At 63.2% G+C, this 24,575-nt stretch carries 30 protein-coding genes and 1 pseudogene; 15 read left to right on the top strand and 16 right to left on the bottom strand.

Translation table 11 applies throughout. The features are described from left to right. Positions 1 to 86: 86 nt before the first annotated feature. Positions 87 to 1,610, top strand: coding sequence for a fumarate hydratase (locus OEG79_RS05965; protein ID WP_013716649.1), 1,524 nt, complete (start codon positions 87 to 89; stop codon positions 1,608 to 1,610). A gap of 78 nt (positions 1,611 to 1,688) precedes the next feature. Here the strand turns inward: OEG79_RS05965 and dsdA are convergent, their stop codons facing one another. Further along, positions 1,689 to 3,044, bottom strand: coding sequence for a D-serine ammonia-lyase (dsdA, locus tag OEG79_RS05960; RefSeq protein WP_264147876.1), 1,356 nt, complete (start codon positions 3,042 to 3,044; stop codon positions 1,689 to 1,691). Positions 3,045 to 3,186: 142 nt separating this feature from the next. Between dsdA and OEG79_RS05955 the strand changes: the two genes are divergently transcribed. Next, positions 3,187 to 3,861: a DUF1028 domain-containing protein gene (locus tag OEG79_RS05955; protein ID WP_264147875.1), complete on the top strand. Its 675-nt coding sequence runs from the start codon at positions 3,187 to 3,189 to the stop codon at positions 3,859 to 3,861. On the opposite strand, the gene OEG79_RS05950 is transcribed toward OEG79_RS05955, so the two are convergent. Next, entirely contained in the window at positions 3,858 to 4,832 is a 975-nt protein-coding gene (locus OEG79_RS05950) for a GlxA family transcriptional regulator (protein ID WP_264147874.1), read from the bottom strand. The two genes, OEG79_RS05955 and OEG79_RS05950, sit on opposite strands and share 4 nt — an antisense overlap. 94 nt (positions 4,833 to 4,926) lie before the next feature. Between OEG79_RS05950 and OEG79_RS05945 the strand changes: the two genes are divergently transcribed. After that, complete coding sequence (locus OEG79_RS05945; RefSeq protein WP_041979834.1) at positions 4,927 to 5,475, top strand: cysteine hydrolase family protein; 549 nt, start codon at positions 4,927 to 4,929, stop codon at positions 5,473 to 5,475. 1 nt (position 5,476) lies between these two features. On the opposite strand, the gene zapE is transcribed toward OEG79_RS05945, so the two are convergent. From zapE to OEG79_RS05930, 3 genes are read right to left on the bottom strand one after another with little or no spacing between them, the layout of a single operon-like run. After that, on the bottom strand, positions 5,477 to 6,592 hold the full coding sequence (gene zapE, locus OEG79_RS05940) for a cell division protein ZapE (protein ID WP_264147873.1): 1,116 nt from the start codon (positions 6,590 to 6,592) through the stop codon (positions 5,477 to 5,479). After that, positions 6,589 to 7,473, bottom strand: a complete 885-nt coding sequence (locus OEG79_RS05935) for a carbon-nitrogen hydrolase family protein (RefSeq protein WP_264147872.1) — start codon at positions 7,471 to 7,473, stop codon at positions 6,589 to 6,591. Before OEG79_RS05935 ends, zapE begins: the two co-directional genes overlap by 4 nt. Further along, positions 7,473 to 8,060 carry a GNAT family N-acetyltransferase gene (locus OEG79_RS05930; RefSeq protein WP_264147871.1) on the bottom strand — a complete coding sequence of 196 codons (588 nt, stop codon included), beginning with the start codon at positions 8,058 to 8,060 and terminating at the stop codon, positions 7,473 to 7,475. Before OEG79_RS05930 ends, OEG79_RS05935 begins: the two co-directional genes overlap by 1 nt. Before the next feature lie 112 nt (positions 8,061 to 8,172). On the opposite strand from OEG79_RS05930, the gene OEG79_RS05925 reads away from it, so the two are divergent. Further along, on the top strand, positions 8,173 to 8,571 hold the full coding sequence (locus OEG79_RS05925) for a nuclear transport factor 2 family protein (protein ID WP_264147870.1): 399 nt from the start codon (positions 8,173 to 8,175) through the stop codon (positions 8,569 to 8,571). Between the two features lie 261 nt (positions 8,572 to 8,832). Here OEG79_RS05925 and OEG79_RS05920 read toward each other — a convergent pair whose 3' ends face one another. From OEG79_RS05920 to OEG79_RS05885, 8 genes are all read right to left on the bottom strand, one after another. Further along, complete coding sequence (locus tag OEG79_RS05920; RefSeq protein ID WP_264147869.1) at positions 8,833 to 9,135, bottom strand: ribbon-helix-helix domain-containing protein; 303 nt, start codon at positions 9,133 to 9,135, stop codon at positions 8,833 to 8,835. Between the two features lie 84 nt (positions 9,136 to 9,219). Further along, positions 9,220 to 9,804, bottom strand: coding sequence for a DJ-1/PfpI family protein (locus tag OEG79_RS05915; RefSeq protein ID WP_264148680.1), 585 nt, complete (start codon positions 9,802 to 9,804; stop codon positions 9,220 to 9,222). A gap of 197 nt (positions 9,805 to 10,001) precedes the next feature. Continuing rightward, positions 10,002 to 10,913 (bottom strand): SDR family oxidoreductase, encoded by a 912-nt coding sequence (locus OEG79_RS05910; protein ID WP_264147868.1) that lies wholly within the window; start codon positions 10,911 to 10,913, stop codon positions 10,002 to 10,004. Positions 10,914 to 11,025: 112 nt separating this feature from the next. Further along, positions 11,026 to 11,331, bottom strand: a complete 306-nt coding sequence (locus tag OEG79_RS05905; protein WP_264147867.1) for a hypothetical protein — start codon at positions 11,329 to 11,331, stop codon at positions 11,026 to 11,028. A gap of 82 nt (positions 11,332 to 11,413) precedes the next feature. Then, positions 11,414 to 11,944: a DUF1569 domain-containing protein gene (locus OEG79_RS05900; RefSeq protein WP_264147866.1), complete on the bottom strand. Its 531-nt coding sequence runs from the start codon at positions 11,942 to 11,944 to the stop codon at positions 11,414 to 11,416. After that, positions 11,937 to 12,830: an alpha/beta fold hydrolase gene (locus OEG79_RS05895; protein ID WP_264147865.1), complete on the bottom strand. Its 894-nt coding sequence runs from the start codon at positions 12,828 to 12,830 to the stop codon at positions 11,937 to 11,939. Before OEG79_RS05895 ends, OEG79_RS05900 begins: the two co-directional genes overlap by 8 nt. After that, positions 12,827 to 13,603, bottom strand: a complete 777-nt coding sequence (locus OEG79_RS05890) for a class II aldolase/adducin family protein (protein ID WP_264147864.1) — start codon at positions 13,601 to 13,603, stop codon at positions 12,827 to 12,829. The genes OEG79_RS05895 and OEG79_RS05890 overlap by 4 nt, the downstream gene beginning before the upstream one ends. Positions 13,604 to 13,798: 195 nt before the next feature. Beyond that, complete coding sequence (locus OEG79_RS05885; protein WP_264147863.1) at positions 13,799 to 14,248, bottom strand: flavodoxin; 450 nt, start codon at positions 14,246 to 14,248, stop codon at positions 13,799 to 13,801. A 103-nt stretch (positions 14,249 to 14,351) separates the two neighbouring features. Here OEG79_RS05885 and OEG79_RS05880 point away from each other — a divergent pair, with 103 nt between their 5' ends. Continuing rightward, positions 14,352 to 14,798, top strand: coding sequence for a PAS domain-containing protein (locus tag OEG79_RS05880; protein WP_264147862.1), 447 nt, complete (start codon positions 14,352 to 14,354; stop codon positions 14,796 to 14,798). A 69-nt stretch (positions 14,799 to 14,867) separates the two neighbouring features. Beyond that, positions 14,868 to 15,470 carry a PilZ domain-containing protein gene (locus OEG79_RS05875; RefSeq protein WP_264147861.1) on the top strand — a complete coding sequence of 201 codons (603 nt, stop codon included), beginning with the start codon at positions 14,868 to 14,870 and terminating at the stop codon, positions 15,468 to 15,470. A gap of 19 nt (positions 15,471 to 15,489) precedes the next feature. Here the strand turns inward: OEG79_RS05875 and OEG79_RS05870 are convergent, their stop codons facing one another. Then, positions 15,490 to 16,443 (bottom strand): MerR family transcriptional regulator, encoded by a 954-nt coding sequence (locus OEG79_RS05870; RefSeq protein WP_264147860.1) that lies wholly within the window; start codon positions 16,441 to 16,443, stop codon positions 15,490 to 15,492. Between the two features lie 375 nt (positions 16,444 to 16,818). On the opposite strand from OEG79_RS05870, the gene OEG79_RS05865 reads away from it, so the two are divergent. The 7 genes from OEG79_RS05865 (at position 16,819) to OEG79_RS05835 (ending at position 20,835) form a co-directional block, all read left to right on the top strand. After that, the gene (locus OEG79_RS05865; RefSeq protein WP_264147859.1) at positions 16,819 to 17,385 is read left to right on the top strand and encodes an antibiotic biosynthesis monooxygenase; all 567 of its coding nucleotides are present in this window, start codon (positions 16,819 to 16,821) and stop codon (positions 17,383 to 17,385) included. A 329-nt stretch (positions 17,386 to 17,714) separates the two neighbouring features. After that, positions 17,715 to 18,425, top strand: a complete 711-nt coding sequence (gene folM, locus OEG79_RS05860; protein ID WP_264147858.1) for a dihydromonapterin reductase — start codon at positions 17,715 to 17,717, stop codon at positions 18,423 to 18,425. 22 nt (positions 18,426 to 18,447) lie between these two features. Continuing rightward, entirely contained in the window at positions 18,448 to 19,008 is a 561-nt protein-coding gene (folE, locus tag OEG79_RS05855; RefSeq protein ID WP_264147857.1) for a GTP cyclohydrolase I FolE, read from the top strand. Further along, on the top strand, positions 19,008 to 19,379 hold the full coding sequence (gene folX / locus OEG79_RS05850; protein ID WP_024309111.1) for a dihydroneopterin triphosphate 2'-epimerase: 372 nt from the start codon (positions 19,008 to 19,010) through the stop codon (positions 19,377 to 19,379). The genes folE and folX overlap by 1 nt, the downstream gene beginning before the upstream one ends. A 75-nt stretch (positions 19,380 to 19,454) precedes the next feature. Beyond that, positions 19,455 to 19,748: a DUF1244 domain-containing protein gene (locus OEG79_RS05845; protein ID WP_264147856.1), complete on the top strand. Its 294-nt coding sequence runs from the start codon at positions 19,455 to 19,457 to the stop codon at positions 19,746 to 19,748. Further along, positions 19,745 to 20,086 carry a HopJ type III effector protein gene (locus tag OEG79_RS05840; protein WP_264147855.1) on the top strand — a complete coding sequence of 114 codons (342 nt, stop codon included), beginning with the start codon at positions 19,745 to 19,747 and terminating at the stop codon, positions 20,084 to 20,086. Before OEG79_RS05845 ends, OEG79_RS05840 begins: the two co-directional genes overlap by 4 nt. A 161-nt stretch (positions 20,087 to 20,247) precedes the next feature. Further along, positions 20,248 to 20,835 (top strand): putative glycolipid-binding domain-containing protein, encoded by a 588-nt coding sequence (locus OEG79_RS05835; protein ID WP_264147854.1) that lies wholly within the window; start codon positions 20,248 to 20,250, stop codon positions 20,833 to 20,835. 8 nt (positions 20,836 to 20,843) lie between these two features. Here the strand turns inward: OEG79_RS05835 and OEG79_RS05830 are convergent, their stop codons facing one another. Both OEG79_RS05830 and OEG79_RS05825 read right to left on the bottom strand, forming a co-directional pair. Beyond that, positions 20,844 to 21,173: an AzlD domain-containing protein gene (locus OEG79_RS05830; protein WP_264147853.1), complete on the bottom strand. Its 330-nt coding sequence runs from the start codon at positions 21,171 to 21,173 to the stop codon at positions 20,844 to 20,846. Continuing rightward, the gene (locus OEG79_RS05825; protein ID WP_264147852.1) at positions 21,173 to 21,883 is read right to left on the bottom strand and encodes an AzlC family ABC transporter permease; all 711 of its coding nucleotides are present in this window, start codon (positions 21,881 to 21,883) and stop codon (positions 21,173 to 21,175) included. The genes OEG79_RS05830 and OEG79_RS05825 overlap by 1 nt, the downstream gene beginning before the upstream one ends. 641 nt (positions 21,884 to 22,524) lie before the next feature. Between OEG79_RS05825 and OEG79_RS21250 the strand changes: the two are divergent. Then, positions 22,525 to 23,574, top strand: a pseudogene (locus OEG79_RS21250) (nitrate- and nitrite sensing domain-containing protein); the annotation flags it as partial. A 42-nt stretch (positions 23,575 to 23,616) separates the two neighbouring features. Next, on the top strand, positions 23,617 to 24,483 hold the full coding sequence (locus OEG79_RS21245) for a methyl-accepting chemotaxis protein (RefSeq protein WP_413247538.1): 867 nt from the start codon (positions 23,617 to 23,619) through the stop codon (positions 24,481 to 24,483). Positions 24,484 to 24,575: the final 92 nt, after the last annotated feature.

The following is a 24,575-nucleotide window of genomic DNA, read 5'->3' as shown; positions in this document are numbered from 1 at the left end:
AATCGTCCCCCGACAGTTTTTCGCCGTTGCGCCGGGTCGTTGTCCGGCGCTTCCTTGTAGATGTTCCCTGATAGAGGAGCGCCCCAATGACCGTGATCAAGCAGGACGACCTGATTCAGAGCGTTGCCGACGCACTGCAGTTCATCTCCTATTACCACCCCGTCGACTTCATCCAGGCCATGCACGAGGCCTACCTGAAGGAAGAGTCGCCGGCCGCCAAGGACTCCATGGCGCAGATCCTGATCAACTCTCGCATGTGTGCCACTGGCCACCGCCCGATCTGCCAGGACACCGGCATCGTCACCGTCTTCATCAAGGTCGGCATGGACGTGCGCTGGGACGGCGCCACCATGAGCGTCGACGACATGATCAACGAGGGCGTGCGTCGCGCCTACAACCTGCCGGAAAACGTCCTGCGCGCCTCGATCCTGGCCGACCCGGCAGGTGCCCGCAAGAACACCAAGGACAACACCCCGGCGGTGATCCACTACTCCATCGTCCCTGGTGACAAGGTGGAAGTGGACGTCGCGGCCAAGGGCGGCGGCTCCGAGAACAAGTCGAAGATGGCCATGCTCAACCCGTCCGACTCCATCGTCGACTGGGTGCTGAAGACCGTGCCGACCATGGGTGCTGGCTGGTGCCCGCCCGGCATGCTCGGCATCGGTATCGGCGGCACCGCCGAGAAGGCCGCGGTGATGGCCAAGGAAGTGCTGATGGAGCACATCGACATCCACGAACTGCAGGCGCGCGGCCCGCAGAATCGTATCGAGGAGCTGCGTCTGGAGCTGTTCGAGAAGGTCAACCAGCTGGGCATCGGCGCTCAGGGTCTGGGCGGCCTGACCACCGTGCTTGACGTCAAGATCATGGATTACCCGACCCACGCCGCCTCCCTGCCGGTGTGCATGATCCCCAACTGCGCCGCCACCCGTCACGCTCACTTCGTGCTCGACGGCTCCGGCCCGGCCTCGCTGGAAGCGCCGGATCTGGACGCTTACCCGGAAATCGTCTGGGAAGCCGGCCCGAGCGCGCGCCGCGTCAACCTCGACACCCTGACCCCGGAAGACGTGCAGAGCTGGAAACCGGGCGAGACCGTCCTGCTCAACGGCAAGATGCTCACCGGCCGCGACGCTGCGCACAAGCGCATGGTCGACATGCTGAACAAGGGCGAGCAACTGCCGGTGGACCTGAAAGGTCGCTTCATCTACTACGTCGGCCCTGTCGATCCGGTCGGTGACGAAGTGGTGGGCCCGGCTGGCCCGACCACGGCCACGCGGATGGACAAGTTCACCCGTCAGATCCTCGAGCAGACCGGTCTGCTGGGCATGATCGGCAAATCCGAGCGCGGCCCGATCGCCATCGACGCGATCAAGGACAACAAGGCCGTGTACCTGATGGCCGTCGGCGGCGCCGCTTATCTCGTGGCCCAGGCGATCAAGAAGTCCAAGGTGCTGGCCTTCGAAGAACTCGGTATGGAAGCCATATATGAGTTCGAAGTGAAGGACATGCCGGTGACCGTCGCGGTCGACACCAACGGCGAGTCCGTACACATCACTGGCCCCGCGATCTGGAACAAGAAGATCGCCGAAAGCCTGGCGGTGGAAGTGAAGTAAGCGTCAACGCTGCAAAGCAAAAAGCCCGGCCTGCATATGCCGGGCTTTTGCGTTTTCAGGGCATGAATCCGCAGCCCGTCAGGCGTCCTGCAACAGTTGCCGGCCACGCGTCAGGTAACTGTCCATTTCAGCCTGGGGCACCATGCTGCCGCCGGTCGCCCAGACCAGATGATTCGCCTGCGCCATGCGCTGTGGCGTCAGCCCCATGCGCTGGCGATAGCCCTGCTGCTCGCCCAGCACGTGCAGTAGCCCCGGCATCCCGGCCAGCGCCGAAGGCTCCAGACGCTGGCCCTCGGTCTGTTCCAACAACGCCAGGTAACGGAACAGTTGCTCGTCGCTGACCGTGTAGTAGCCGTCGATCAGGCGATGCATGGCGCGGCCGACGAACCCCGATGGCCGCCCCACCGCCAGGCCATCGGCCGCAGTACGGTTGTCGATGCCGAAATCCTGCACCGCCAGTTCTTCATGCCGGCCGGTATGCACGCCGAGCAGCATGCACGGTGAATGGGTCGGCTCGGCGAACAGACAGTGCACCGCATCGCCGAACGCCAGCTTCAGGCCGAAGGCCACGCCACCGGGCCCACCCCCGACGCCACAAGGCAGATAGACGAACAGCGGATGCTCGGCATCGACCACGACACCGGCCGCCGCCAGCTGCTGCTTGAGGCGTTCGCCGGCCACCGCATAGCCGAGGAACAGATGCCTGGAGTTCTCGTCGTCGACGAAGTGGCAGCGCGGATCGGCCTCGGCCTGCCGCCGCCCCTGCTCCACCGCAACGCTGTAGTCGCTGGCGTACTCGACCACGGTCACACCATGGGCGCGCAGCTTGTCCTTCTTCCACTGACGCGCATCGGCGGACATATGAACCGTGGCCTGGAAGCCCAGACGTGCACTGATGATGCCGATGGACAATCCCAGGTTGCCGGTGGAACCGACCGCCACCTGATAGCCGCCGAAGAAGGCGCGCATCGCGTCACTGTCGAGGCAGGCGTAATCGTCGTCGAGGCTCAGCAACCCGGCGCCCAACGCCAGCTCCTCGGCATGCTTGAGCACCTCGTAGATGCCACCGCGGGCCTTGATCGAACCGGAGATGGGCAGATGGCTGTCACGCTTGAGCCACAGCCCACCAATGCCATTTGGTGCCTGGATCTGCTCACTCAGCAGCGCCTGCATCTGCGGCAGGTGCAGGATGTCCGACTCGATGATGCCGCCGCTGCCGGCCGTCTGCGGAAAAACCCTGGCCAGATAAGGCGCGAAACGCTCGAGGCGGGCGCGGGCATCAGCCACATCGGCAGCATTCAAACCGACATCGCCCAGCGCCTCGGCAGCGGGCGCCACAGCCGGGTTGAACCAATGGGTCTCGCGCAGGGCGATCAGCTCGTCGAGCAGCGGAAACTCCGCGCGCCATTGCGCGAGCGACTGACCAAGGATCATGCGGCATTCCTCATAGCAGGCAGTGAACAGCTGCGCATTAGACGACGCCCGAGCTGATCAGGCAAAGGCGCAGCAGCGGAAAGCCAGGCGGAACGATAGCGGCCAGGTGATGGCCTAAGCTGAAAATCATCCAGGAGTTGCCATGACCTTTTCCATCATCGCGCGTTGCCCGCGCACAGGCCAGTTCGGCGTCGCTGCTGCCACCGCCATGCCCGCCGTCGGCAAACTGCTCAGTCATGCCACAGCCGGTGCGGGCGCGGTGGCAACTCAGGCGCAGGTCAATCCCTATCTGGGTCTGGACGGGCTGGACCTGCTGCGTCAGGGGCTCTCGGCGCAGGAAGCACTGCAGCGACTCAGGAGCAGCGATCCCTGCATGGAGCTGCGCCAGTGCGCCCTGATCGACGCCCGCGGCGATACGGTCTGCTGGACTGGCGATAAGTGCATTCCCTGGGCCGGCTCGCTGACTGGCGAGCAATTCTCCGTACAGGGCAATCGCCTGGTCGGCCCGCAGGTGCTGGAGGCGGTCGCTCGCGCCTACCGCGAGCATGAGAGGCGCCCGCTGATCGAGCGCCTGATCGAAGCCCTGGCGGCCGGTGACGACTGCGGCGGCGATCGCCACGGCGAATCCTCGGCGGTGATCTACGTGGTCGATCAGGAGCAGTACCCGCTATGGGACATCCGCGTCGACCATCATCTCGACCCGATAGCGGAATTGCGCCGCCTGCATGATGTATTCGCCCGCGACGTGCTGCCGGAGATTCTCGCCATGCCGACCCGTGACAATCCGGCAGGTAAGGCGGCGGAAGACTCGGTCTAACGCGAGGTGGTGCCGAAACGCCGCCGGTAATCGCCAGGAGACAGGCCCACCAGGCGAGTGAAGACCTTGCGAAACGCGCCACTGTCGCGATACCCCACCTGCCAGGCCACCTGGTCGATGCTCTGGCGGGTGAACTCAAGCATTTCGCGCGCCTTGCTCACGCGTAGCTGTTGGCAGTACTCGGTGGGTTTTAGCCCGGTGGCGGCGCGAAAGCGACGCAGAAAGGTGCGCTCTCCCAGCCCGGCACGCGCGGCCATATCGGCCAGGCTCGCCTCAGCGCCCTCCTCCCCCTGCAACCAGCGCTGCACGGCGAGTACTGCGGCATCGCCATGATCGAGGCTGGGCGCGAAGCTGCTGAAATGGCGCTGCGATTCGCGGTTCAGGTCCACCACCAGAAAGCGCGCGGTCTCGGCAGCTATGGTGGGCCCCAGCAGGCGAGTAACAATGGCCAGACCTAGATCGGTCCAGGCCATCAGACCACCGGCGGTGATCAGGTCACCGTCATCGATCACCATGCGTTCGGGCAATACCTGCACCTGCGGAAAACGCGCCGCCATCTGCGCTGCCAGTGCCCAGTGGGTGGTCACCGTGCGCCCATCGAGCAAACCGGACTCGGCCAGTGCAAAGGCGCCGGCACAGACCGAAGCCAGCAGCACGCCGGCGCCGTGCTGTGCACGCAGCCAGTCACGGTACACGGCAGCGAGCGGCTGCTCGGCAGCATCGTCCAGACAGGGCGGCAAGATCACCACCTGCGGCGCACCCTCGGCCTGCGGCAGGCTGTCGAACATGCGCTGAAGCTGTCCTGTTTCATCGGCCTGCCAGTGACTGACCCGCAGCCGAGGCAGCCCCTCACGCCCCTCCCCGGTGGCCATGCGGTTGGCCACCGCGAACAGATCGCCCAGGCCATACACCGCTGCCAGCTGGGCACCGGGATAGAGCAACAGGCCGATCTCCAGACAGCGTTCGCTCATTGTCAGTTTTTCCCCGCAGATTGTCGGCCGCGCCCATCCTCGCAGGCTCGCCAGAGCGATAAGGTTTGCCGCACATCATCCCACGGAGACAACCATGAGCAAGCGCGCCCTGATCCTGATCGACATCCAGAACGACTATTTCGCCGGCGGCAAGTGGTCGCTCGAAGGCATGGAAGGAGCAACCGCCAACGCCGCCCGCGTGCTGGCGGCAGCACGCCAGGCGGACGATAAGGTGATCCATGTACGCCATGAATTCGAAAGCGCCGACGCGCCCTTCTTCGTCCCCGGCAGCGCTGGTGCGAACATCCATCCGCAGGTGCAGCCCCTGGCGAGCGAAGTGGTGGTGCTCAAGCATCGGGTCAACGCCTTCCTCGGCACCGACCTCAAGGCTCAGCTGGACGCCGCCGGCATCGAGCAGATCACCCTGGTTGGCGCCATGAGTCATATGTGTATCGACGCTGCAGCACGTGCCAGCAGCGACTTCGGCTACGCCACCACGGTGATCCACGATGCCTGCGCAACGCGTGACCAGGAATTCGAAGGGCAATCGATTGCGGCTGCTCAGGTTCACGCCGCCTATATGGCCGCACTGGCCTTCGCCTATGCGAGTGTGGTGTCCACGGAGCAGTACCTGGCCGGCTGAATCAGCTTGCCCCGAAGCGCTCCAGCTGCATCTCGTGCAAACGGCTCAGCGTGCGGCGGAAGGCAAAGTCGAGATAACCCTGGGTGTACAGCTCCTCCAGCGCCACCTCGGCCTCGATGTACAGCGGCACACGGCGGTCGTAGCACTCGTCGACCAAGGCGATGAAGCGGCGTACCGCATCGTCATTACGCGACAACGCCGGCAGTTGCCGATCCCCTGCATCGACCCGCTCGGCACCGTCCTCGGTGCCTCGGGCGATGCGCCCCTCACGCTGCTCGCCGCCCAGGCGCGGCACTTCGGCGAGCAGAATGGCGGGAAAACGCTCACACAGTTCGATGAAATCGGCTGCGGCCAGCGGCTGTTCGCACAGATCGCGGAAGCGGCACCACAGCGCCGCCGGGCTATGCCCCAGGGCATCGATACGGCGATGGCTGAGTTCCACAGGCTCGCGACTGATGACCTGCCTCTCGCTCAAACGGGCGAACTGCTCAGCCAGCACCTGCGGCTGCTGTACCCAATAGCGCCGGACCTGCGCGCCCGGATGCAGACGATGGTCCTGTTCACCGTCCACGGTCACCACCCGCATGTGCGCCTTGAGCGCGGCGATGGCAGGCAGGAAGCGCTCACGGTTGTAGCCATCGGCATAGAGCTGATCCGGCGGCTGGTTGGAGGTGGCCACCAGCACCACGCCCTGCGCCACCACCAGGCTGAGCAGGCGGCCAAGCAGCATGGCGTCGCCGATGTCGCTGACGAACAGCTCGTCGAAACACAGCACGCGCACCTCTCGCCCCAGCTCCTCAGCCAGCAGACGCAGCGGATCGGCGTTGCCGGTGAGCTGAAACTGGCGGCGATGCACCCATTGCATGAAGTGATGAAAATGCTGCCGACGCGCCGGCACACGCAGGCTGTTGTAGAAGCTGTCCATCAGCCAGGTCTTGCCACGCCCGACCGGTCCCCAGAGGTACACGCCAGGAGTCTGCTCACCACGGTGCACGGCTTCATGGCAGTGCTGCAGCGCTTCTACGGCACGGCGCTGCGCGGCATCGGCGACAAAACCGCCTGCCAGCGCCCGTTCGTAGGCAAGCAGCGGCGAATCCGGCGTCTGCGGGGCGTTCATCGCAACACCAGCCGGCCGTCTTCGAACTGCCGGGGCCAGTCGCGCCGGGTGAATACCTGACCCTGCTGGCGCACACGGCGTACCTCGGCCAGATCCAGCTCGGCGATCAGCCAGTGACTGCGCGCGGGGCACAGCTCCTCGCTTTCGGCGATCACGCCATTGGCCGGCATGCCGTAGTCCGACGGCACGTACAGCGCGGCGCGGCCGATATTTTCGTCCAGCGCCGGCGACCAGGGTGCCAGGCCGACCGTGGGCGACTGCAGCACGGCGATCTGGTTTTCCAGGGCGCGCGCCTGGGCACCGATGCGCACGCGATAGAACCCCGCTTCGGTATCGGTGCAACTGGGGGCCAGGATCAGATCGACGCCAGCCTCGGCCAGGGTGCGCGCCAGCAGCGGGAATTCGTTGTCGTAGCAGATAAGGATGCCCAGCCTGCCCAACGCCGTGTCGAACGCCTTGAGCCCGCTGCCAGCGGCGATCTGCCATTGCTCCAGCTCGAAACGGGTCATCATCAGTTTGTCCTGGCTGCCCAGGCAGCCGTCCGGGCCGAACAGCCAGGCACGGTTGCGGTAAACGCCGTCATCATCCAGCACGGCCACCGAACCGGGTTGCAGATGGATCTTCAGCCGCCGCGCCAGGCCCTCGCACAGTTTCAGCCAGCGCGGCAGCAGCGCCTGGATCCCGGCAATTGAACCGTGCAGATCGCTGCGCTCGGATTCCGGCAATTGCCCAGTGAGCACCAGGCCAGCGTACTCCGGCAGCAGTAGCAGCTCGGCGCCCTGCCCGGCCGCGTCCTCGCACAGCGTGGTCAGGTGCCCGGCGTAGGCTTCCCAGCTGGTCAGCAGATCGATGTGATATTGGCAGGCGGCAACCTTGATCATCAGGTGAGTTCCTTGAGCCAGAACGACATGGGTTTGGCCGATTCCTCGGCTTCGTCCAGGTCGCGCCAGTGGTACTGGGTGTGCAATTCGGGATGATGGCGATAGCCGCGGCGTGCCCAGAAGGCGTCCAGTGGCTGATAGTCGGCGGGCCGACGCGGGTGATCGGCGGGGCGCCGCACGGCGCAGAAGGCGCACCAGTCGAAACGGCCCAGTTTACGCGCATGCGCCTCACGCTCGGCGAAGAAGCGCACGCCCAGACCACGCCCGCGCCAGTCCGGCAACACCACCGATTCGGCGCAGTAGAAAATCCGCGCAGCATCCCAGCCCGCCGCAAGGAACGGCTGCTGGAATTCCGCGGTTTCGTCAGCCAGCGGCAGCGCCGTGGAGGCGCCGACCACACGCCCCTGGTCACGCACCAGCACGCACAGGCTATCGGCGCTGCGCACATAGGTGTCGAGGTACTCGGCCTCGTAGTCGAGGCTGCCGTCGTAGAGGTAGGGAAACTCGCGGAAGACCATTATCCGCAGGTGCGCCAGGTCTTCGATGTAGGGCGCTATCTGTGGCCCCCGGAGCAATTCGATGTCCATCTGGAGTCGCTCGCCAGCAGCAGGGTGACGCCGGCGGCTATGCCGGCACGAAAGCGCGAACTTATCATGCGCGCCAACCCACCACTAACCACGCTACGAAAGGAACTTAGCCATGACCGCCACCGAACTGGTTCAGGCCTACTACGCCGCGTTCAACGCCGGCGACATGCCCGCCTTCCTCGACCTGCTGACCGAGGACGTGGTGCACGACATCAACCAGGGCGAACGCCAGGTCGGCAAGGTCACCTTCGCCGCCTTCATGGACAAGATGAACCGCTGCTACCGCGAGCGTCTGACCGACATCGTGATCATGCAGAGCGCCGAAGGCACCCGCGCCGCCGCCGAATTCGTGGTACGTGGCGAGTACCTGGCCGACGACGAAGGCCTGCCACCGGCCAACGGCCAGACCTACGTACTGCCGGCCGGCGCCTTCTTCGAGATCAAGGACGGCAAGGTCGCGCGCATCAGCAACTATTACAACCTCAACGACTGGGTTGCGCAGGTAGGCTGAACGCCTCCCTCTGCACGCGGGCGCTCCGGGGCGCAATATGAGCGTCCCCAGCAACAACAATAGACTTACTCGATTGCAAAGATAGAAGCAATCCGCTTTATCAATCGAATCGCTTCTTCGATCATGCACGCCTGTCACTCACCTTTACAGGAGTACCTCGCATGAGCCTGATCAAGCGCATCTTTCAGCCAGCCCGCCCGACCCAGCAAGCAGCCGCGCCGAGCGCACAGGAACACCCGAATTTCTGGATGTACCAGTAACTCAGCCGCCTGCACCGACCACCCGCAGCGGCGCCTGGCGCCCGGCCTTCTGTGCCAGGTAGCGGGTGCAGCTGACGCGCAGGAACGAGGCGAAATTGACCACTTCGCCGCGAAAATCCATGACCTCCTCGTACAGCTTGGCGATCAGCTGGTTGGTGGTCATGCCGTCGACTTCGGCGATCTCGCGCAGGATGTCCCAGAACTGGTTCTCCAGACGCAGCGTGGTCACCACACCGCGGATACGCAATGAACGCGAGCGCGACTCATACAGAATGGGGTCGGCCTTCACATACAGTTCGCACATCGGCTTGGTCTCCTCATGAGCGTCGCAGCCCGGATGCAGCCGGGTAAAATGATGCGCCTACGGATGGCATCCGGGCCACGTCGGTTACAGGCGAATTTCCGTGCCGAGTACCTGGAGAAACGCTGCCAGCCAGGCCGGATGCGCAGGCCAGGCCGGCGCGGTGACCAGCTTGCCCTGCACGTGTGCCTGATCCACCGCAATGTCCACGTACTTGCCACCGGCCAACGTCACTTCCGGCCCACAGGCAGGATAGGCACTGCATTCGCGGCCTTCCAGCACACCGGCGGCCGCCAGCAGCTGGGCACCGTGGCAGACGGCGGCAATGGGTTTGTCGGCTGCGGCGAAAGCCTTCACCAGCGCCACGACTTCGCCATTCAGACGCAGGTACTCCGGCGCACGGCCACCGGGAACCACCAGCGCGTCATAGTCCTCTGCACGTACCTTGGCGAAGTCGAAGTTGAGCGCGAAGTTGTGACCCGGCTTCTCGCTGTAGGTCTGATCGCCCTCGAAATCGTGGATGGCGGTGCGCACCGTCTGCCCGGCGACCTTGTCCGGACAGACTGCGTGCACGGTGTGGCCGACCATCTGCAGTGCCTGGAACGGCACCATGGTTTCGTAGTCCTCGGCGTAGTCGCCGACCAGCATGAGAATCTTCTTGGCAGCCATGATCGTCTCCTGAAGGTAGGTGGAACGAACTCATTATTCGCCGCTGTTCATTCCGACAGGTAACAGCCGGGTACTACTGCCGGGGGCGGCCCGAGACCAGAGTCTAGCTTGTCCGTCACCTCGCCGATCGCGCGTCAGAAATGCCGCCTGCCAACGAAAAAGGCCGACATCGCTGTCGGCCTTTTTTACCTGCTTACCGCTCAGAGCGCGTATTTCTGCAGGTTCGCCATCATCTCCTTGAGCGCCTCGACGTTATCCGCCGGATGCGCTGCACCTTCGAAGTCACAGATGCGCTGCCACTGGGCAGCTACGTCTTCGGGGCTGAAACCGGCCCTGGGATCGAAACCGGCGCCCAGGCTACGTTCCCAGCGCACCTTGCCGACCCAGCCACCTCCAACCTCGAACAGGCCACCAGTGTCCTGGCAGGCCGCGCTGCCGAGGTACACCACCAGCGGGCTGACCAGCTCGGGCTTGAGCTGCTCGAACACCTGCGGCGGGATCAGGCCTTCGGTCATGCGCGTGGCGCCCGTTGGGGCGATGGCATTGACCAGAATGTTGTTCTTGCGGCCTTCGATGGCCAGGGTGCGGGTCAGGCCGTAAAGACCGAGCTTGGCCATGCCGTAGTTGCTCTGGCCAAAGTTGCCGTAGATACCGGAGGTGGACGAGGTGAAGATCACACGGCCGAAATTCTGCTCGCGCAGATGTGGCCAGGCGGCGTGCGTGGTCTTGTAGGCGCCTTCGACGTGAACCTTGTAGACCAGGTCCCAGTCGGCGTCTTCCATCTTGTGGAAGCTCTTGTCGCGCAGGATGCCGGCATTGTTGACCAGCACGTCGATGCGGCCGAAATGGTCGAGCGCGGTCTGTACGATCCTGTCGCCATCGGTAACCGAATCATGGTTGGCCACTGCGGTGCCACCGAGCGCGCGGATCTCTTCAACCACCTTGTCGGCGGCCGAGGCGTTGGCCCCTTCACCGTGGGTACTGCCGCCCAGATCGTTGACCACCACCTTGGCGCCATGGCGGGCGAACAGCAGCGCATGGGCACGGCCCAGGCCTCCGCCAGCACCGGTGACTATGACCACTTGATCTTCGAAACGGATGGCATCGCTCATCAACAGCTTCCTCGGGCAGGTTGTGAATGCTCCCGAGTGTCAGGCAGCCCCGCGTGCTTAACAAGGCGCGCGGGGCCCCTGAATGACGGTCGATAATGCGACCTTATGCGTGTCAGCTACCGGCGCCCGAACCGGAGCCGGAACCATTGCCGCCGCCAGTACCGGCACCACTGCCGGTGCCATCGCCCGAGCCACCGCCATCACTACCGGGATTGCCGTCGGTATTGGGACCCTGAACAGGCGGGATGCCGTTGCCTTCATCGCCGGGATTCATTGGCGCCTCCCCCGGAGCGGACGGCATGGTCGGCCCCGGAGAGCTGGTGCCATCGGATTCGGTTTCGGCAAGGGCAGGCAGTGCCATCGCGCCCATGATCCCGCTCAACAGCAGTGCAGATAACTTCTTGTTCATGTTGTTCATGAGTGACCTCGACTTTTCTGTGAGTGACACAGTTAGTGAGTCGCCCAGCGCCGAGGAGGTTCGAGAAAAATTATCGCGACGTTCAGGTCGGACGGATCAGGCTCAGGTGGTTGTACAGGTGCAACACATGCGCCAGGGCATATTCAGCATGATCCAGAGCGCCGTAGGCGAAGTGCGGCTGCAGCGCTCCCCGGTGCCCGGCGAAACGCTCGAAGGCCGCCTGCAGACGCTGCAGCGCCAACGCCTGACTGGCCGGCTCGGTCAGTTCGGAGGCTCCGGGAATCGCTTCATCCAGCGGGTGACGCATGGCGCCGCGCGAGCTGAACACGGCGAACGCCGCAGGCCCGAGCGTATGGCGAAACCAGGCGGGCTTCAGCTCGGGGTAGCCGTCGATGGAATAGTCGATACTCTGCGCGCAATGATTGAACACTTCGCTCGGGCTCCAGCCGCGCAGACTCTGCAACGTCTTGCCCTGCAGCCCGGCCAGGACCTCGCGCGCGCCATCCAGGCTGACCGCAGCCGCCCGCGAGCCGGTAGGCAATGCCCAGTAGCCGGCGCCAAGCACGGCAACTCCGCTTGCTGCCGCGCCTTTGAGCAGGGTACGTCTACGCATGTGAGCTCCTTGCATCACGAAACTGCAAATAGTGCTCGAGCACCGCAGCCGGGGCCTCGAGTTGTGGATAGTGACCGATACCCTCAAGCAGAACGGTGTCCGCGTCGGCGATCAGCTCCCGATAGCGCGCCACCATGTGCGCACCGGAAATAGGGTCGAAGGCACCATCGATCACCCGCATCGGCACGTCAGTCGCCTGCATGGCAGTGACCCAGCGCTGCCGTTGCTGGCGCCGCTCGGGCATGTAGCGAATCAGCCGATGCATGACGGCCGGGCCGTTGTTGCAGGCCACCAGTTGCCAGAGTGCATCCAGCTCGGCGGCGCTGGCCTGGGTGCCTGGGCCGAAGATGCGCGAGAAACCCTGCTCCAGCTTGCGCCGCGAGAACAGCCGGCCGATCAACGGCCCGAGAGGACCGAGCAGCAGCTTCTGTACGCGCACCGGATGGTGGGTTTCGGGGAACAGACCGCCATTGAGGAACACGCAACTGGCCAGTTGCAGGTGCCCGTCCTGATGCCGGGCGATCAGCTCCTGCGCCACGCTGTCGCCATAGTCATGGGCCAGCACGTGCAACGGGCGCTGTTCGTCAATATGCGCCAGCAGCAGCTGTTGCAGATCGGCCTGCTCCAGCAGGCTGTAGGCATGGCCGCGCGGCTTGGCCGAGTAGCCGAAACCGAGCATGTCGCAAGCGATCAACCGATAACGCTCGGCCAGCGGCGCCCACAGGCGATGCCAGTCCCAACTGGCGCTGGGAAAGCCATGAATCAGCAGCAGTGGCTCGGCCGCCGGGTCACCGGCGATCCAGTAACGGATCGCGTGACCGCGAAAGTCCAGCGTCTGGCCTTGCGCGCGCCATTCATCCAGAGCGATGCCTGGCAGCCCACTCACTGGTCGTAACCCGGCATCTGCTGGTCCAGCTTGCGCAGCAGCGCCGGCCAGGGCAGCGAGCCGCCCATGCCCTGCGGCGTTTTCATCACGCCGGCGATCATCGCCCGTGCACCGTCGAGAATCTGCTGCGGAATATGGATCAGCTCGGCACCGCCGCTCTGCGCCATGACCTGGATCTCGCAGGCCCGCTGCAGGGTGAACATGCCGAGGAAGGCGTCGGCGATGCTGCCGAAAGCCGTGAGCAGGCCATGGTTGGGCAGGATCATGAAGTTCTTGTCGCCCAGGTCTGCCTGCAGCCGCGCCTTCTCGTCATGGTTCAGCGCCACCCCTTCATAGCCGTGGTAGGCCAGGCTGGCGAGGACGAACAGCGACTGCTGCGACAGCGGCAGCAGCCCCTGCTTCTGCGCCGACACGGCAATCCCCGCCGGGGTGTGGATGTGCAGCACGCAGCCCACGTCGTGGCGCACCTCGTGTACCGCACTGTGGATGGTGTAACCGGCAGGGTTGATGTCGAACGGGCTGTCCATCAGCTTGTTGCCCGCCAGATCGACCTTGACCAGACTCGACGCGGTGATCTCGTGAAACATCAGGCCATAGGGGTTGATGAGGAAATCTTCGGTCCCCGGCACCTTGGCAGAAATATGGGTGAAGATCAGGTCATCCCAACCGTAGAGCGCGATCAGCCTGTAGCAGGCCGCGAGATCGACGCGGGTACGCCATTCGGCTTCGGATACCTGATTCTTCACGGCAGGGAGTTTCAGCGGAGCATTCACGGCGACACCTCGATGTTCTTGTTGATCGGTGGTGTCCGCAGTCTAGCCATGCGCCTGCACGGCGGTAGTTGCCCTGGCAGCCATCTTGATGGCTTTGCGAGTCACGACGCTGTCACGCCGCGGCGCGATAAGGACATATTCGCCGCCCTTATCGCGGCCACGCCAGCTCCGGGCTGACGCGCCCGCCAGTGCAGGTCAGCCCTTCAGCGCCGCCGCGAAGGCTTGCAGCCAGGGCTCGGCATCCGTCTCCGGGGTCACGGTTTCGCTGGAGTCCAGGCGCAGCATCTCGACCACCTCACGCAGACCCAGCTCGGCATAAAGCTCGCGGATAAGCTCGCCACCTCCGCAGAAGGTGTCGTAGCTGGAGTCGCCCAGCGCCAGCACTGCCGCCGGTTTGCCAGCCCAGGCCGGCAGACGGTCGCGGATTTCGCTGTACAGCGGCAGCAGGTTGTCCGGCAGCTCACCCATACCCGTGGTGGAGGTCACGGTGAGCAGAGCATCCGGCGCGAAATCCAGCAGCTCGTCGAGACTCATGTTCGCTTTGTGCCAGGCCTCCAGCCCGGCGGCCTTGAGCTGACGCTCGGCGTGGCGTGCGACTTCTCCGGCCGTACCGTAGACCGAGCCCGAGACAATGGCGACTTTCATGACAACTCCGGAAACAGTAAAAACGCCGCGCATTATGCCGCAAGTGGACAGTGCGACCCGATGTTTTAGAATCAGCGCACCTCTGTATGCGGATATCGAATCCATGATCAATGCCAAGTTGCTGCAACTGGTAGTCGACGCCTCCAACGACGGGATCGTGGTGGCCGAGCAGGAGGGCGAAGACAATATTCTGATCTACGCCAATGCGGCATTCGAACGCCTGACCGGCTACAGCTGCGACGATATCCTCTACCAGGACTGCCGCTTCCTGCAGGCAGGCGATCGCGCGCAGATCGGCCTGCAGGCCATTCGCGATGCTGTCAGGGCGGGCAGGCCCTGCCGGCAGATCATCCGCAACTATCGCAAGGATGGCAGTGCGTTCTGGAACGAGCTGTCGATCACCCCGGTGCACAACGAGAGCGACCAGCTGACCTACTACATCGGCATTCAGAAGGATGTTACCGAGCAGGTCGAAGCCAAGCAGCGCGTGCGCGAACTGGAGACCGAAGTGGCCGAACTCAAGGCCGAGCTGGCGCGGCTGAAAAGCTGACGAACGGATAAAACTATCGTCCGGTACGGCAGTCACAAGGGTTAGCCCCCTTGCCGTGCTAAAAAAACAATGCAAAGCGACCCGCTGCTGACTCAGGACGAGCTGGACTTCATCCAGCAGATTCTCTCCAAGCCATCGCATACGCGACGCCCGAGTGCTGCGCCGCAATTGGCGCTGGGCGAAAGGCTCAGTGAGCTGTTGAATCGCCTGGGCAATGAAGAACATCTGAGCCTGAGCACCCACAGCGACAGTCAGCACCTCAGTTTCCCTTTGCGCCTGATTCAGGATGACCAGAGCCAGTCGCGCCTGGAGCTGGGTGCGCCGCTGATCTTCGAGCAAGGGGTGAACGAGCGGCCGTGGCGACTGGCCCTGCCGACGGCGCTGGCACTGCTGGATAGCAAGGAACGCCCCAGCGGCCTGCGGGCGCTGGAGCTTTCCAATAACGGCATGCTGGTGGAGTACGACAAGTCCGGTGCGCCAGCCAAGGATCAATTGCTGCAACTACTCCTGCCCAGGGAGCAGCGCGTACAACTGCGTGCGCGCCTGGCCAGACGCGTCAGCAAGACGCGTTACGCCTACCGCCTGCAGACCCTGCATGCAGAGGATGAACAGACCTTGCGCCAGTATCTGTTCGATCAACATTGCGAGCAGCAAACCGTAACCGTCGACTGAGCCTGTGGCGCAGGCCCTCTCAGGTGTCGAGATGGCCCGCCAGGAACTGCTGCAGACGACGCTGCATCAAGCGCCCCTCGTTGCCCAGACAGGCGATGGACGAGCCGGCAAGGCTCTCCTCGGCCAGATCGGAGCTATCCCCCGCGAGCAATACCGGACATTCCAGACCGAGCGCCAGACGCAGCAATTGCCGCGGGAACTCTTCGCCTGGCGGCTGATTGCTGAAGCACACCAGCGCCTGCGGACGCATGCGCTCGCAGATCAGCGCCAGATCGCTCATCGGCACACCTGGCCCCATAACCGTGATCTCGATGTCCGGGCTGCCGAGCAGCAAGGCCGCAACCAGCAATTCCAGTTCGCGGCAATGGCTGGGTAACGCCACCAGCAGCACGCGGCTCCGGCCTTCCCCTCGGCCCAGCTGCAAACGCTGCCAGCAACGCCCACGCAGGAATCCGTCGAACATCAGCCACTCGCCACGCTGGCCCACTTCGTCCTGGCGCAGCAGCAACTCCTGCCAGACCGGCATGAGAATGTCCTGAAATACCACCGGCAGCGGATAACAGGAGAAAATCTGACCATACAGGCGCTCGAGACGCGGTTCGTCGAAATTCTGCAGCGCACTGCGCAGTTGATCCTGCCACTGGCTCCAGTCGTCACCACTGACTTCGTCATAGGCCGGCTTGGCGACACTGCGGCTACTGGCACTCTTGGCCAGAATAGAGCCAACCTTGCTGACTGCCACGCCGCGCTCGATCCAGGCCAGAATGCTGCGCACGGCGTCGATGTCGGCCTGCGAATAAAGGCGATGACCGCTGTCGGTACGCGTCGGCCGGATCAGGCCATAGCGCCGCTCCCAGGCGCGCAGGGTGACCGGGTTGACCCCGGTAAGACGGGAAACCTCGCGAATGGGGAACAGTTCTTCCTGCTTCAGAGCACTGGACGCGAGCGATGTGACGGAGGCGAGTTCAGGCATGGCTTCAGGCATCACGGCAATGAATTAAGCGGGGATTGTACCCCCAGCGTCGGTGAGCTCACATTGTGCAGAAACTATACAAGACGCGCCATTGCATAATTGTCCCTGATCGACTTCGCGATGCCCGTTTCCGGACAGAGCTATCAGCTGTTCCGCTCCCAACGCCCCAATCTGGTACAGCCGACGCACCCTGACAGAACATCTTGCCGACGTTGCGGCGTCGGCCGCTCGAGCCGAGGCCCGTCGTCAGGCCGGGCTGACTAATTTTTCCAAAACGGGAATAATCCTTGCTGCATTTTCATCGAACACACCACCCCGTGTTCGGTTGCGCCGATGCCACACCCCGGCTGACGGCAAAATTCGAGGAGATACACAATGTCCCCCGTGACCCTTATGGTGGCGCGCCGCGTCGCCAACGGCCGTTATCACGACTTCATCGCCTGGCTGCGTGAAGGTGAGCACCTGGCTACCGACTTCCCCGGCTATCTTGGCTCCGGCGTACTGGCACCACCTGCCGGAGACGATGAATTCCAGATCGTTTTCCGTTTCAGCGACGAACAGACCATGGCCTCCTGGGAGCATTCCGCCTCACGCCAGGCCTGGCTACAGCGTGGCGCAGGACTCTTCGCCCAGCCTCATGAAAAGCGCGCTGTAGGGCTCGACGCCTGGTTCGGCAGTGCCAACCGCCAGCCACCCCGCTGGAAACAGAGCGTGGCGATCTGGCTGGCGTTCTTTCCGGTTTCCCTGGCCTTCAACCTGCTTTTCGGGCCCTGGCTCGGCGACCTGTCACTGGTCACTCGCGTGCTGCTGTCGACACTGGCACTGACGCCACTGATGACCTACCTGTTCATCCCCCTCTCCACCCGCCTGCTGGAGCCCTGGCTGCAAGGCAACTACCCGCAGCGTCTGAGCAGGCGAGCCGCCAGTATCGGTAAATCCTGAGTACGCACACAAAGCTTGCTTCTCTCCCGAAACGGCCAGCCTTCGCTGGCCGTTTTCGTTGTACAAGACATCAATACCTGTACAAAATAAATCCACGCACAGGCCATGTACAAACTCAAACCAGCGCCAAAGATCTTGAAAAAACCTTTAAAACTCAAATGAATAGGCTTTGAAACCGAACCTGATAGCAAAACCACATGACACACATGCTTGTACAACCTGCAGCTCTGGTATAGCTTTACCCACGGCCTGGTGAATGCCGCCTGCCACTGGTCAGGTATCCCGAGGCGGTACGAGCCAGGCCTTTCTTTCGTTTGCACAGGTCGCATATGAGCGCTGCCAGCTTTCCCATCCTGATCACCGGTGCCGGCCAGAGGGTCGGGCTGTACTGCGCCGAACGTCTGCTCGACGAAGGCCAGCCGGTGATCGTCAGCTACCGCGAGGAGCGCGACAGCATTGCGCAGCTGCGTGAACGGGGCGCCATTGCCCTACATGCCGACTTCAGTAACGAGAGCGGGATTCTGGCCTTTATTGACGGCCTCAGGGCACAGTGCAGCGGCCTGCGCGCAATAGTGCACAACGCCTCGCAATGGCTGGACGAGACGCCGGGCGAAGAAGCCGAGGCCTTTCGCCAGCTGTTCAACGTGCACATGCTCGCCCCTTACCTGATCAACCTGCATTGCAGCGAACTGCTGCTGCAGTCGGCGCAGGCGGACATTGTTCACGTCAGTGACGACGTGGTGCGCAAGGGCAGCGCCAATCGCCCCGCCTATTGCGCCAGCAAGGCCGGGCTGGAGAGTCTGACTTTGTCTTTCGCCGCCCGCCTTGCGCCACGCATCAAGGTCAACGCCATCGCCCCGGCGCTGCTGATGTTCAACGAGGGTGATGACGAGGCCTATCGGGCCAGGGCTCTGGCCAAATCGGCGCTGGGCATGGAGCCCGGTCCGCAGGCCTTTTATCAGAGCCTGCGCTATCTGCTGGACAATCCCTACGTAACCGGAACGACCCTTACCCTCAACGGCGGCCGCCACCTCAAGTGAGCGACTGTCCCAGGACACTGCCATGAGCGAACCCTTATCCCAGCAATACCGCGAAATCATCAAAGGCCTCGGTGAAAACCCCGAGCGCGAGGGCCTGCTCGACACACCGAAACGCGCTGCCAAGGCCATGCAGTACCTCTGCCACGGTTATCAGCAGTCGCTGGAGGAGATCGTCAACGGCGCGCTGTTCGAGTCCGCCAATGACGAGATGGTGATCGTCAAGGACATCGAGCTCTACTCGCTGTGCGAGCATCACCTGCTGCCCTTCATCGGCAAGGCGCATGTCGCCTACGTCCCCACCGGCAAGGTGCTCGGGCTGTCCAAGGTGGCGCGCATCGTCGACATGTACGCCCGCCGCCTGCAGATCCAGGAGAACCTCACCAAGCAGATCGCCGACGCGATCCAGCAGGTGACCAACGCCGCCGGGGTCGCCGTGGTGATCGAGGCCAAGCACATGTGCATGATGATGCGCGGCGTGGAGAAGCAGAACTCGGTGATGAGCAGCTCGGTGATGCTTGGCGCGTTCCGCGACTCCTGCAACACTCGCCATGAATTTCTGCAATTGATCGGACGGAACAACTAATGCCGCGACTGGAACCCGGGATGGCGCGCATCCGCGTCAAGGATCTGCGCCTGCGCACTTATATCGGCATCAAGGAAGAGGAGATCAACAACAAGCAGGACGTGCTGATCAACCTGACCATCCTCTACCCGGCCGTCGACGCCGTACAGGTCAACGACATCGAGCACGCCCTGAACTACCGCACCATCACCAAGGCGATCATTGCCCACGTGGAAGGCAACCGATTCGCCCTCCTCGAGCGCCTGACCCAGGAAATCCTCGATCTGGTGATGGCTCACCAGGCCGTGCGTTACGCCGAGGTCGAAGTGGACAAACCCCACGCCCTGCGTTTCGCCGAGTCGGTATCCATCACCCTCGCCGGCCACCGCTGACGGCCGCCATCTGGCGGCTTGTCGCTCCCCGGCGAGGCTCTTATCATCGCCGCCATCATCCCCGGAGAGCCCACCATGACCGAGCAAGAACGTCTCGAACTGGAAGCCGCAACCTTTCGCGCCCTGGTCCAGCACCTGCGCACCCGGCCCGACGTGCAGAACATCGACCTGATGAACCTGGCCGGCTTCTGCCGCAACTGCCTGTCGAAATGGTACAAGGCAGCCGCCGATGACCTCGGCGTCGAAGTCAGCGCCGACCAGGCCCGCGAAACCGTGTACGGCATGCCCTATGCCGACTGGAAGGCCAGGTACCAGAAAGAAGCATCGGCCGAACAGAAAGCCGCCTTTGTAAAAGGAAAGCATGAATGACCGCTCTAACCGAACTGCGCAGCCGTCTGCAGCAGGACGATTACGCCTTCAGTGAAACCCTGGCCTTCGTTGCCGAGCACTATGACTATCAACCCAGCGCCTTCCGCAATGGCGACGTGGAAAACGCCGCCGGGCACAACGAGGGCTCCTGCAAGACCCTGGGCCTGGCACTGCTGGAAGGCCTGAGCAAGGAGGAAGCGCTGCGTGCCTTCGGCGAACACTACCGCAGCGTACTGGCCACCCCGCAGGGCAGTGACCACGGCAATATCCGCGCACTGATGGTTCATGGTCTGGAAGGGGTAAAGTTCGAGCAGCAACCACTCAAACCCAAAGCCTGAATCTGTAGCGCAAAAACCTGCTCACTTGTCGGCAAAAGCTGACAGACATCACATTGCATATCGCTTTATGCTGCGCGCCGAAAACTCATTGAACACGAGGGAACGTGTTCTGCGCGCAGCCGCCCTTCCCTCCTGTTTCGCATCCGGCACGGAGTCGAGCGATGCAGCAGACCTTGGTATGGAAACCCAGGCACACCCCCGGCGTGGAAACGCTGGTTTTGAGCCAGGATGCCAACGGCATCCACGCCACCAGCCACCTCATGCAGGTCATCAGGGGCAACAGCATCGTTGCCAACTACCTGATCGATTGCGACGAGCGCTGGCGCTTCCGTCGTCTCTGGCTCAAGGTCGACAATCAGGGGCAACGCAGCCTCAGCCTGCAGCGTGACCTTCGTGGCAACTGGCTGCTCAACGGCGAGCTACGTCCCGAGCTGCAGAACTGCCAACATGTCATGCTCTCCGCCTCGCCCTTCACCCATACCCCGCTGCTGCAGCGCAGCGCGCTGGAAACCGGACAGAGCGACGAGATGCAGATCGCCTTCATCGACCTGCTCAGCTTCAAGGTGGAACCGCGCCGGCAGCGTTACCAGTGCCTGCGCCGCCGCCCCGGGGAAAACCTCTACCGCAGCCAGGCACAAGGCCATGCCCAGGAAGACCTGAGCGTCGACGACCAGGCCCTTTTACTCAATGCCAACGAACAATACCTGCGCCTGAGCCAGCGCGAGCTGAAGGTCAGCACGCTGGTCTGAAAGGCGCGTCAGATGGGCAACTGGCCGAACGCCCAGCGCAACAGGAAAAACACCAGCAACCCGCCACCAATGGTCGCCAGCAGATGCCGCGAAAGCGCCGCGATGGCGATGGCGGCGACGCCCGCCAGCAGGTAGGCGTTATTCCAGGCCAGCGCCCAGTGCTGACCGTCCGGCAGCAACATGCCGGGCACCACGATAGCGGTGAGCACGGCAGTCGGCACGTAGTGCAGCCCCTGTCGTACCAGCGGCGGGAAACGCAGGTCGGGGAAGGCGAACAGGCTGTAGCGGGTGACGAAAGTGATCGCCAGCATGCCTAGGATCAGCAACCAGATATCCATCAGACCAGTTCCTCCTGCAGTACCGGCTTGCGCCGCTCCAACCACACGCCGACGACGATGCCGCTGGCAGCAGCGGCCATCAGGCCGAGCTTGTAGGGCAAGCCGTGACAGACCAGTGCCACGGCACCTGCGACCAGAGCGGCGGCCACCTGCGGCTGATTGCGCAGCATCGGCACGACGATGCCGATGAAGGTCGCCAGCATGGCGAAGTCCAGCCCCCACGCGCCGATGTTCGGCACCGCCTGGCCGAACAGCACACCGATCAGCGTGCACAGTTGCCAGTTGCAGTACATGGCCAGTGCCGCGCCGAGGAAGTACCAATGGCGATAGGTGCCCTTGTCGCCCCGCGCATAACGCTGCACCACCACCGCATAGGCCTCGTCGGTCAGACCGAAGGCCAGTGGCACGCGCCAGCGCTTGGGCAGGTGGCGCACATGGGGCTGCATGCTGGCGCTGTACAGGGCATGGCGCAGATTGACCACAAATGTGGTCAGCAGCACCACGGCGATACCGGCGCCCCCCGCCAGCAGGCTGATGGCGATGAACTGCGCGGAACCGGCGAATACCAGAGCAGACATGCCCAGCGTTTGCCAGGGATCGAGCCTGGCCGCCCCGGCCAGGCTGCCGAAGATGATGCCGAAGGGAATGGCGCCGAGCAGCATCGGCAGCATGTCGCGGGCGCCCTGAGTGAATTCGTGATGACGGGACATGGAACCTCCTTGGGCAGGCGAGCTTAACCAAGAGGCCCAGGCAGGTCTTGAACATTCTTGCTCAGCGGCGCGCTCCACCTTCCGCTCCACCGATGTGCACCGCACCACTCATGCGCTATCAGCCGGCGCCATCCAGGAAACAGCTCTGCGCTCCTTCCAGATCAGGGCTGCTCGCCACCGGCGATCGGCAGGCACGCAACAGCGACAAAACCTCAGATCGGCCTTTGTAGTTCGTAACGAATCCCTGGAGAAAATATCCACCCGGCGACGAACGGCGCATAATGGCAAAGCGCTATATTGCTACAGATCAAAGACCTGTGAATATTCTCGTTTAACCTGACTCCGTAATCAGGATCGCGACGAACGACCTGTACAACCGGACACTTTCATTAAAGAAAAGCCCAGGGCATACGATGCCCTAGGTATGTTCCGTCGTTTCCGGCCGCAGCCTTGAGCAGGACAGCAGGCAAGGTCCGTGAAACACCCCGAGCAGCGATACAACGAAGCACAACAACAACACCGCACCAGCAGAGGGACACGAGATCCCTCACAGCCTGTTCAGACATCGGCCGGAGAGCTGATGCAATCGTCGTAACTTCGTCTGCCAACTATCCAATCCAAGACGATGAGGCCTTGCATAGATGCTGAAGAATGCCCCGCTGAGCGTGAAACTACTGCTCATATTGATCTTTCCACTACTCGGTTTCCTGGCTTTTTCCGGTGTCTATGTCACCGGCAAGTACCAGACACTGACCGAAATGAATCGCACCGTGACCGCCAGCGGCGCGGCACAAAAGATCAGCGCAGTGATCACCGCCCTGCAGCGTGAACGTGGCGCCAGCGGCGTATTCATCGGCAGTAGCGGCAAAAACATGGGGGACAAACTGGCCGAGTTCCGCCGCGGCACCGACCTTGCGGCGAGCAACCTGCGCGCACAGGCACAAGGTTCTACCGGCATGGACGAAACCCTGCGTGCACTCGACGAACTCAACGTAGTGCGGCCGCAGGTCGATGCCCTGTCACTGAGCAGCACCGAATCGGGCTCCCGCTACACCAGCCTGATCAACACCCTGATCGGCTACACCCATTCCCTCGAGGCGAGCGTCGACGATCCGCAGATCCTGCGAGCGCTTGCCGCCCTCAACCAGTTCGTGGAAATGAAGGAGCGCGCAGGGCGGGAACGCGTCCTGCTCAGCCTGACCTTCAATCAGGACCATTTCGATGCCGACCTGCTGTCGCGCTTCAGCCGTAACCTGGGCGAGTTCTCGGCCTATCTGGACGGCTTCCAGCGTCGCGCCTCGAGCAGTTTCCGCAGCAAGCTGGACAACGTACTGCAACAGCCGGATTCGCAGGAGGTGGCGCGCCTGCAACGCCTGGCCTTCGAAAAACCGCTCGGTGAGCCGCTGGGCATAACGGCCGAGGACTGGTTCAGGATTTCCACCATCCGTATCGACCTGATGGGCGAGGTGGAGACCGAACTGAGCCAGAACGTGGCCAACCTGGCGACGCAGGCGCATGACGAGGCGACCGGCAGCCTGTGGCTGACCATCGCCGTCATGCTCGGCGTGCTGTCCGCCGTGGTGGTACTGTCGCTGCTGATCATCGGCAACATCAGATCGGCGGTCAGCGACGTCAACGACACCCTGGTCGCCCTGGCCAAACGTGATCTGACCGCTCACACCCACTATGAAGGCGGCGACGAGTTCGGCGTGATCGCACGCAACCTCGACAACATGGCCCAGCAGATCAAGGAAGTGATCCAGGAAATCGGCGGCGCGGCGGCACAGGTCGCCACCGCAGCCGAGGAGGCCTCGGCCGTGGCTCTGCAGACCAGCCAGAATGTGGCGCAGCAGCGCCAGGGCACGGATCAGGTGGCCACCGCCATCAACGAAATGAGCGCGACCGTGCGCGATGTCGCGCGCAGCACCACCGAAGCCGCGGAGATGTCACGCCGGGTCAACGACAGCACGGTGCAGGGCAAGACAGAAATCGAGAATACTGTACGCCTTGTTCAGGCCCTGTCGACACAGGCCGAACAGACCGCCGGCATCATCATCGACCTCAAGCGCGAGAGCGACGCCATTTCCTCGGTGCTCGACGTGATTCGTGGCGTTGCCGAACAAACCAACCTGCTGGCCCTGAATGCCGCCATCGAGGCCGCACGCGCCGGCGAGCAGGGTCGCGGCTTCGCCGTGGTCGCCGACGAAGTGCGTCAGCTGGCGCAGAAGACCCAGGACTCCACCGTCAGCATCCAGCAGATGATCAGCAACCTGCAGAGCGGCTCCGACCGCGCCGCCAGCTCCATGCAGGAAACTCTGGACAAGGCGCAGACCGGCGCCAACAACGTGGTCAGAGCTGGCGAGCTGCTGGTGGAAATCGCCGACGGCATTGCCAGCATCAGTGATCGCAACATCCAGGTGGCGTCGGCTGCCGAGGAACAGAGCCTGGTGTCCGAGGAGATCAACCGCAACGTCAACGAAATCAACGACCTGGTCATCCAGGTCAGCGCCGCCGCCGAGCAGACTGCGGTAACCAGCCGCGAACTGGCGCGTCTGGCCGACCAGCAGCAGCAGCTGGTGAGCCATTTCAAGGTGGATTGAGGCCGCAGCCCAGCCACTGAGCTACCCTCTGCAACCGAGCGAATCTGCAGGAAATCACGGCCCCGCCAACTGGCGGGGCCGTTTCGTTGTCA

It is taken from the genome of Pseudomonas sp. Z8(2022) (assembly GCF_025837155.1).
Classification (GTDB): domain Bacteria; phylum Pseudomonadota; class Gammaproteobacteria; order Pseudomonadales; family Pseudomonadaceae; genus Aquipseudomonas.
The sequence above is the reverse complement of the archived record's forward strand: the minus strand, read 5'-3'. Positions and strand labels throughout refer to the sequence as shown.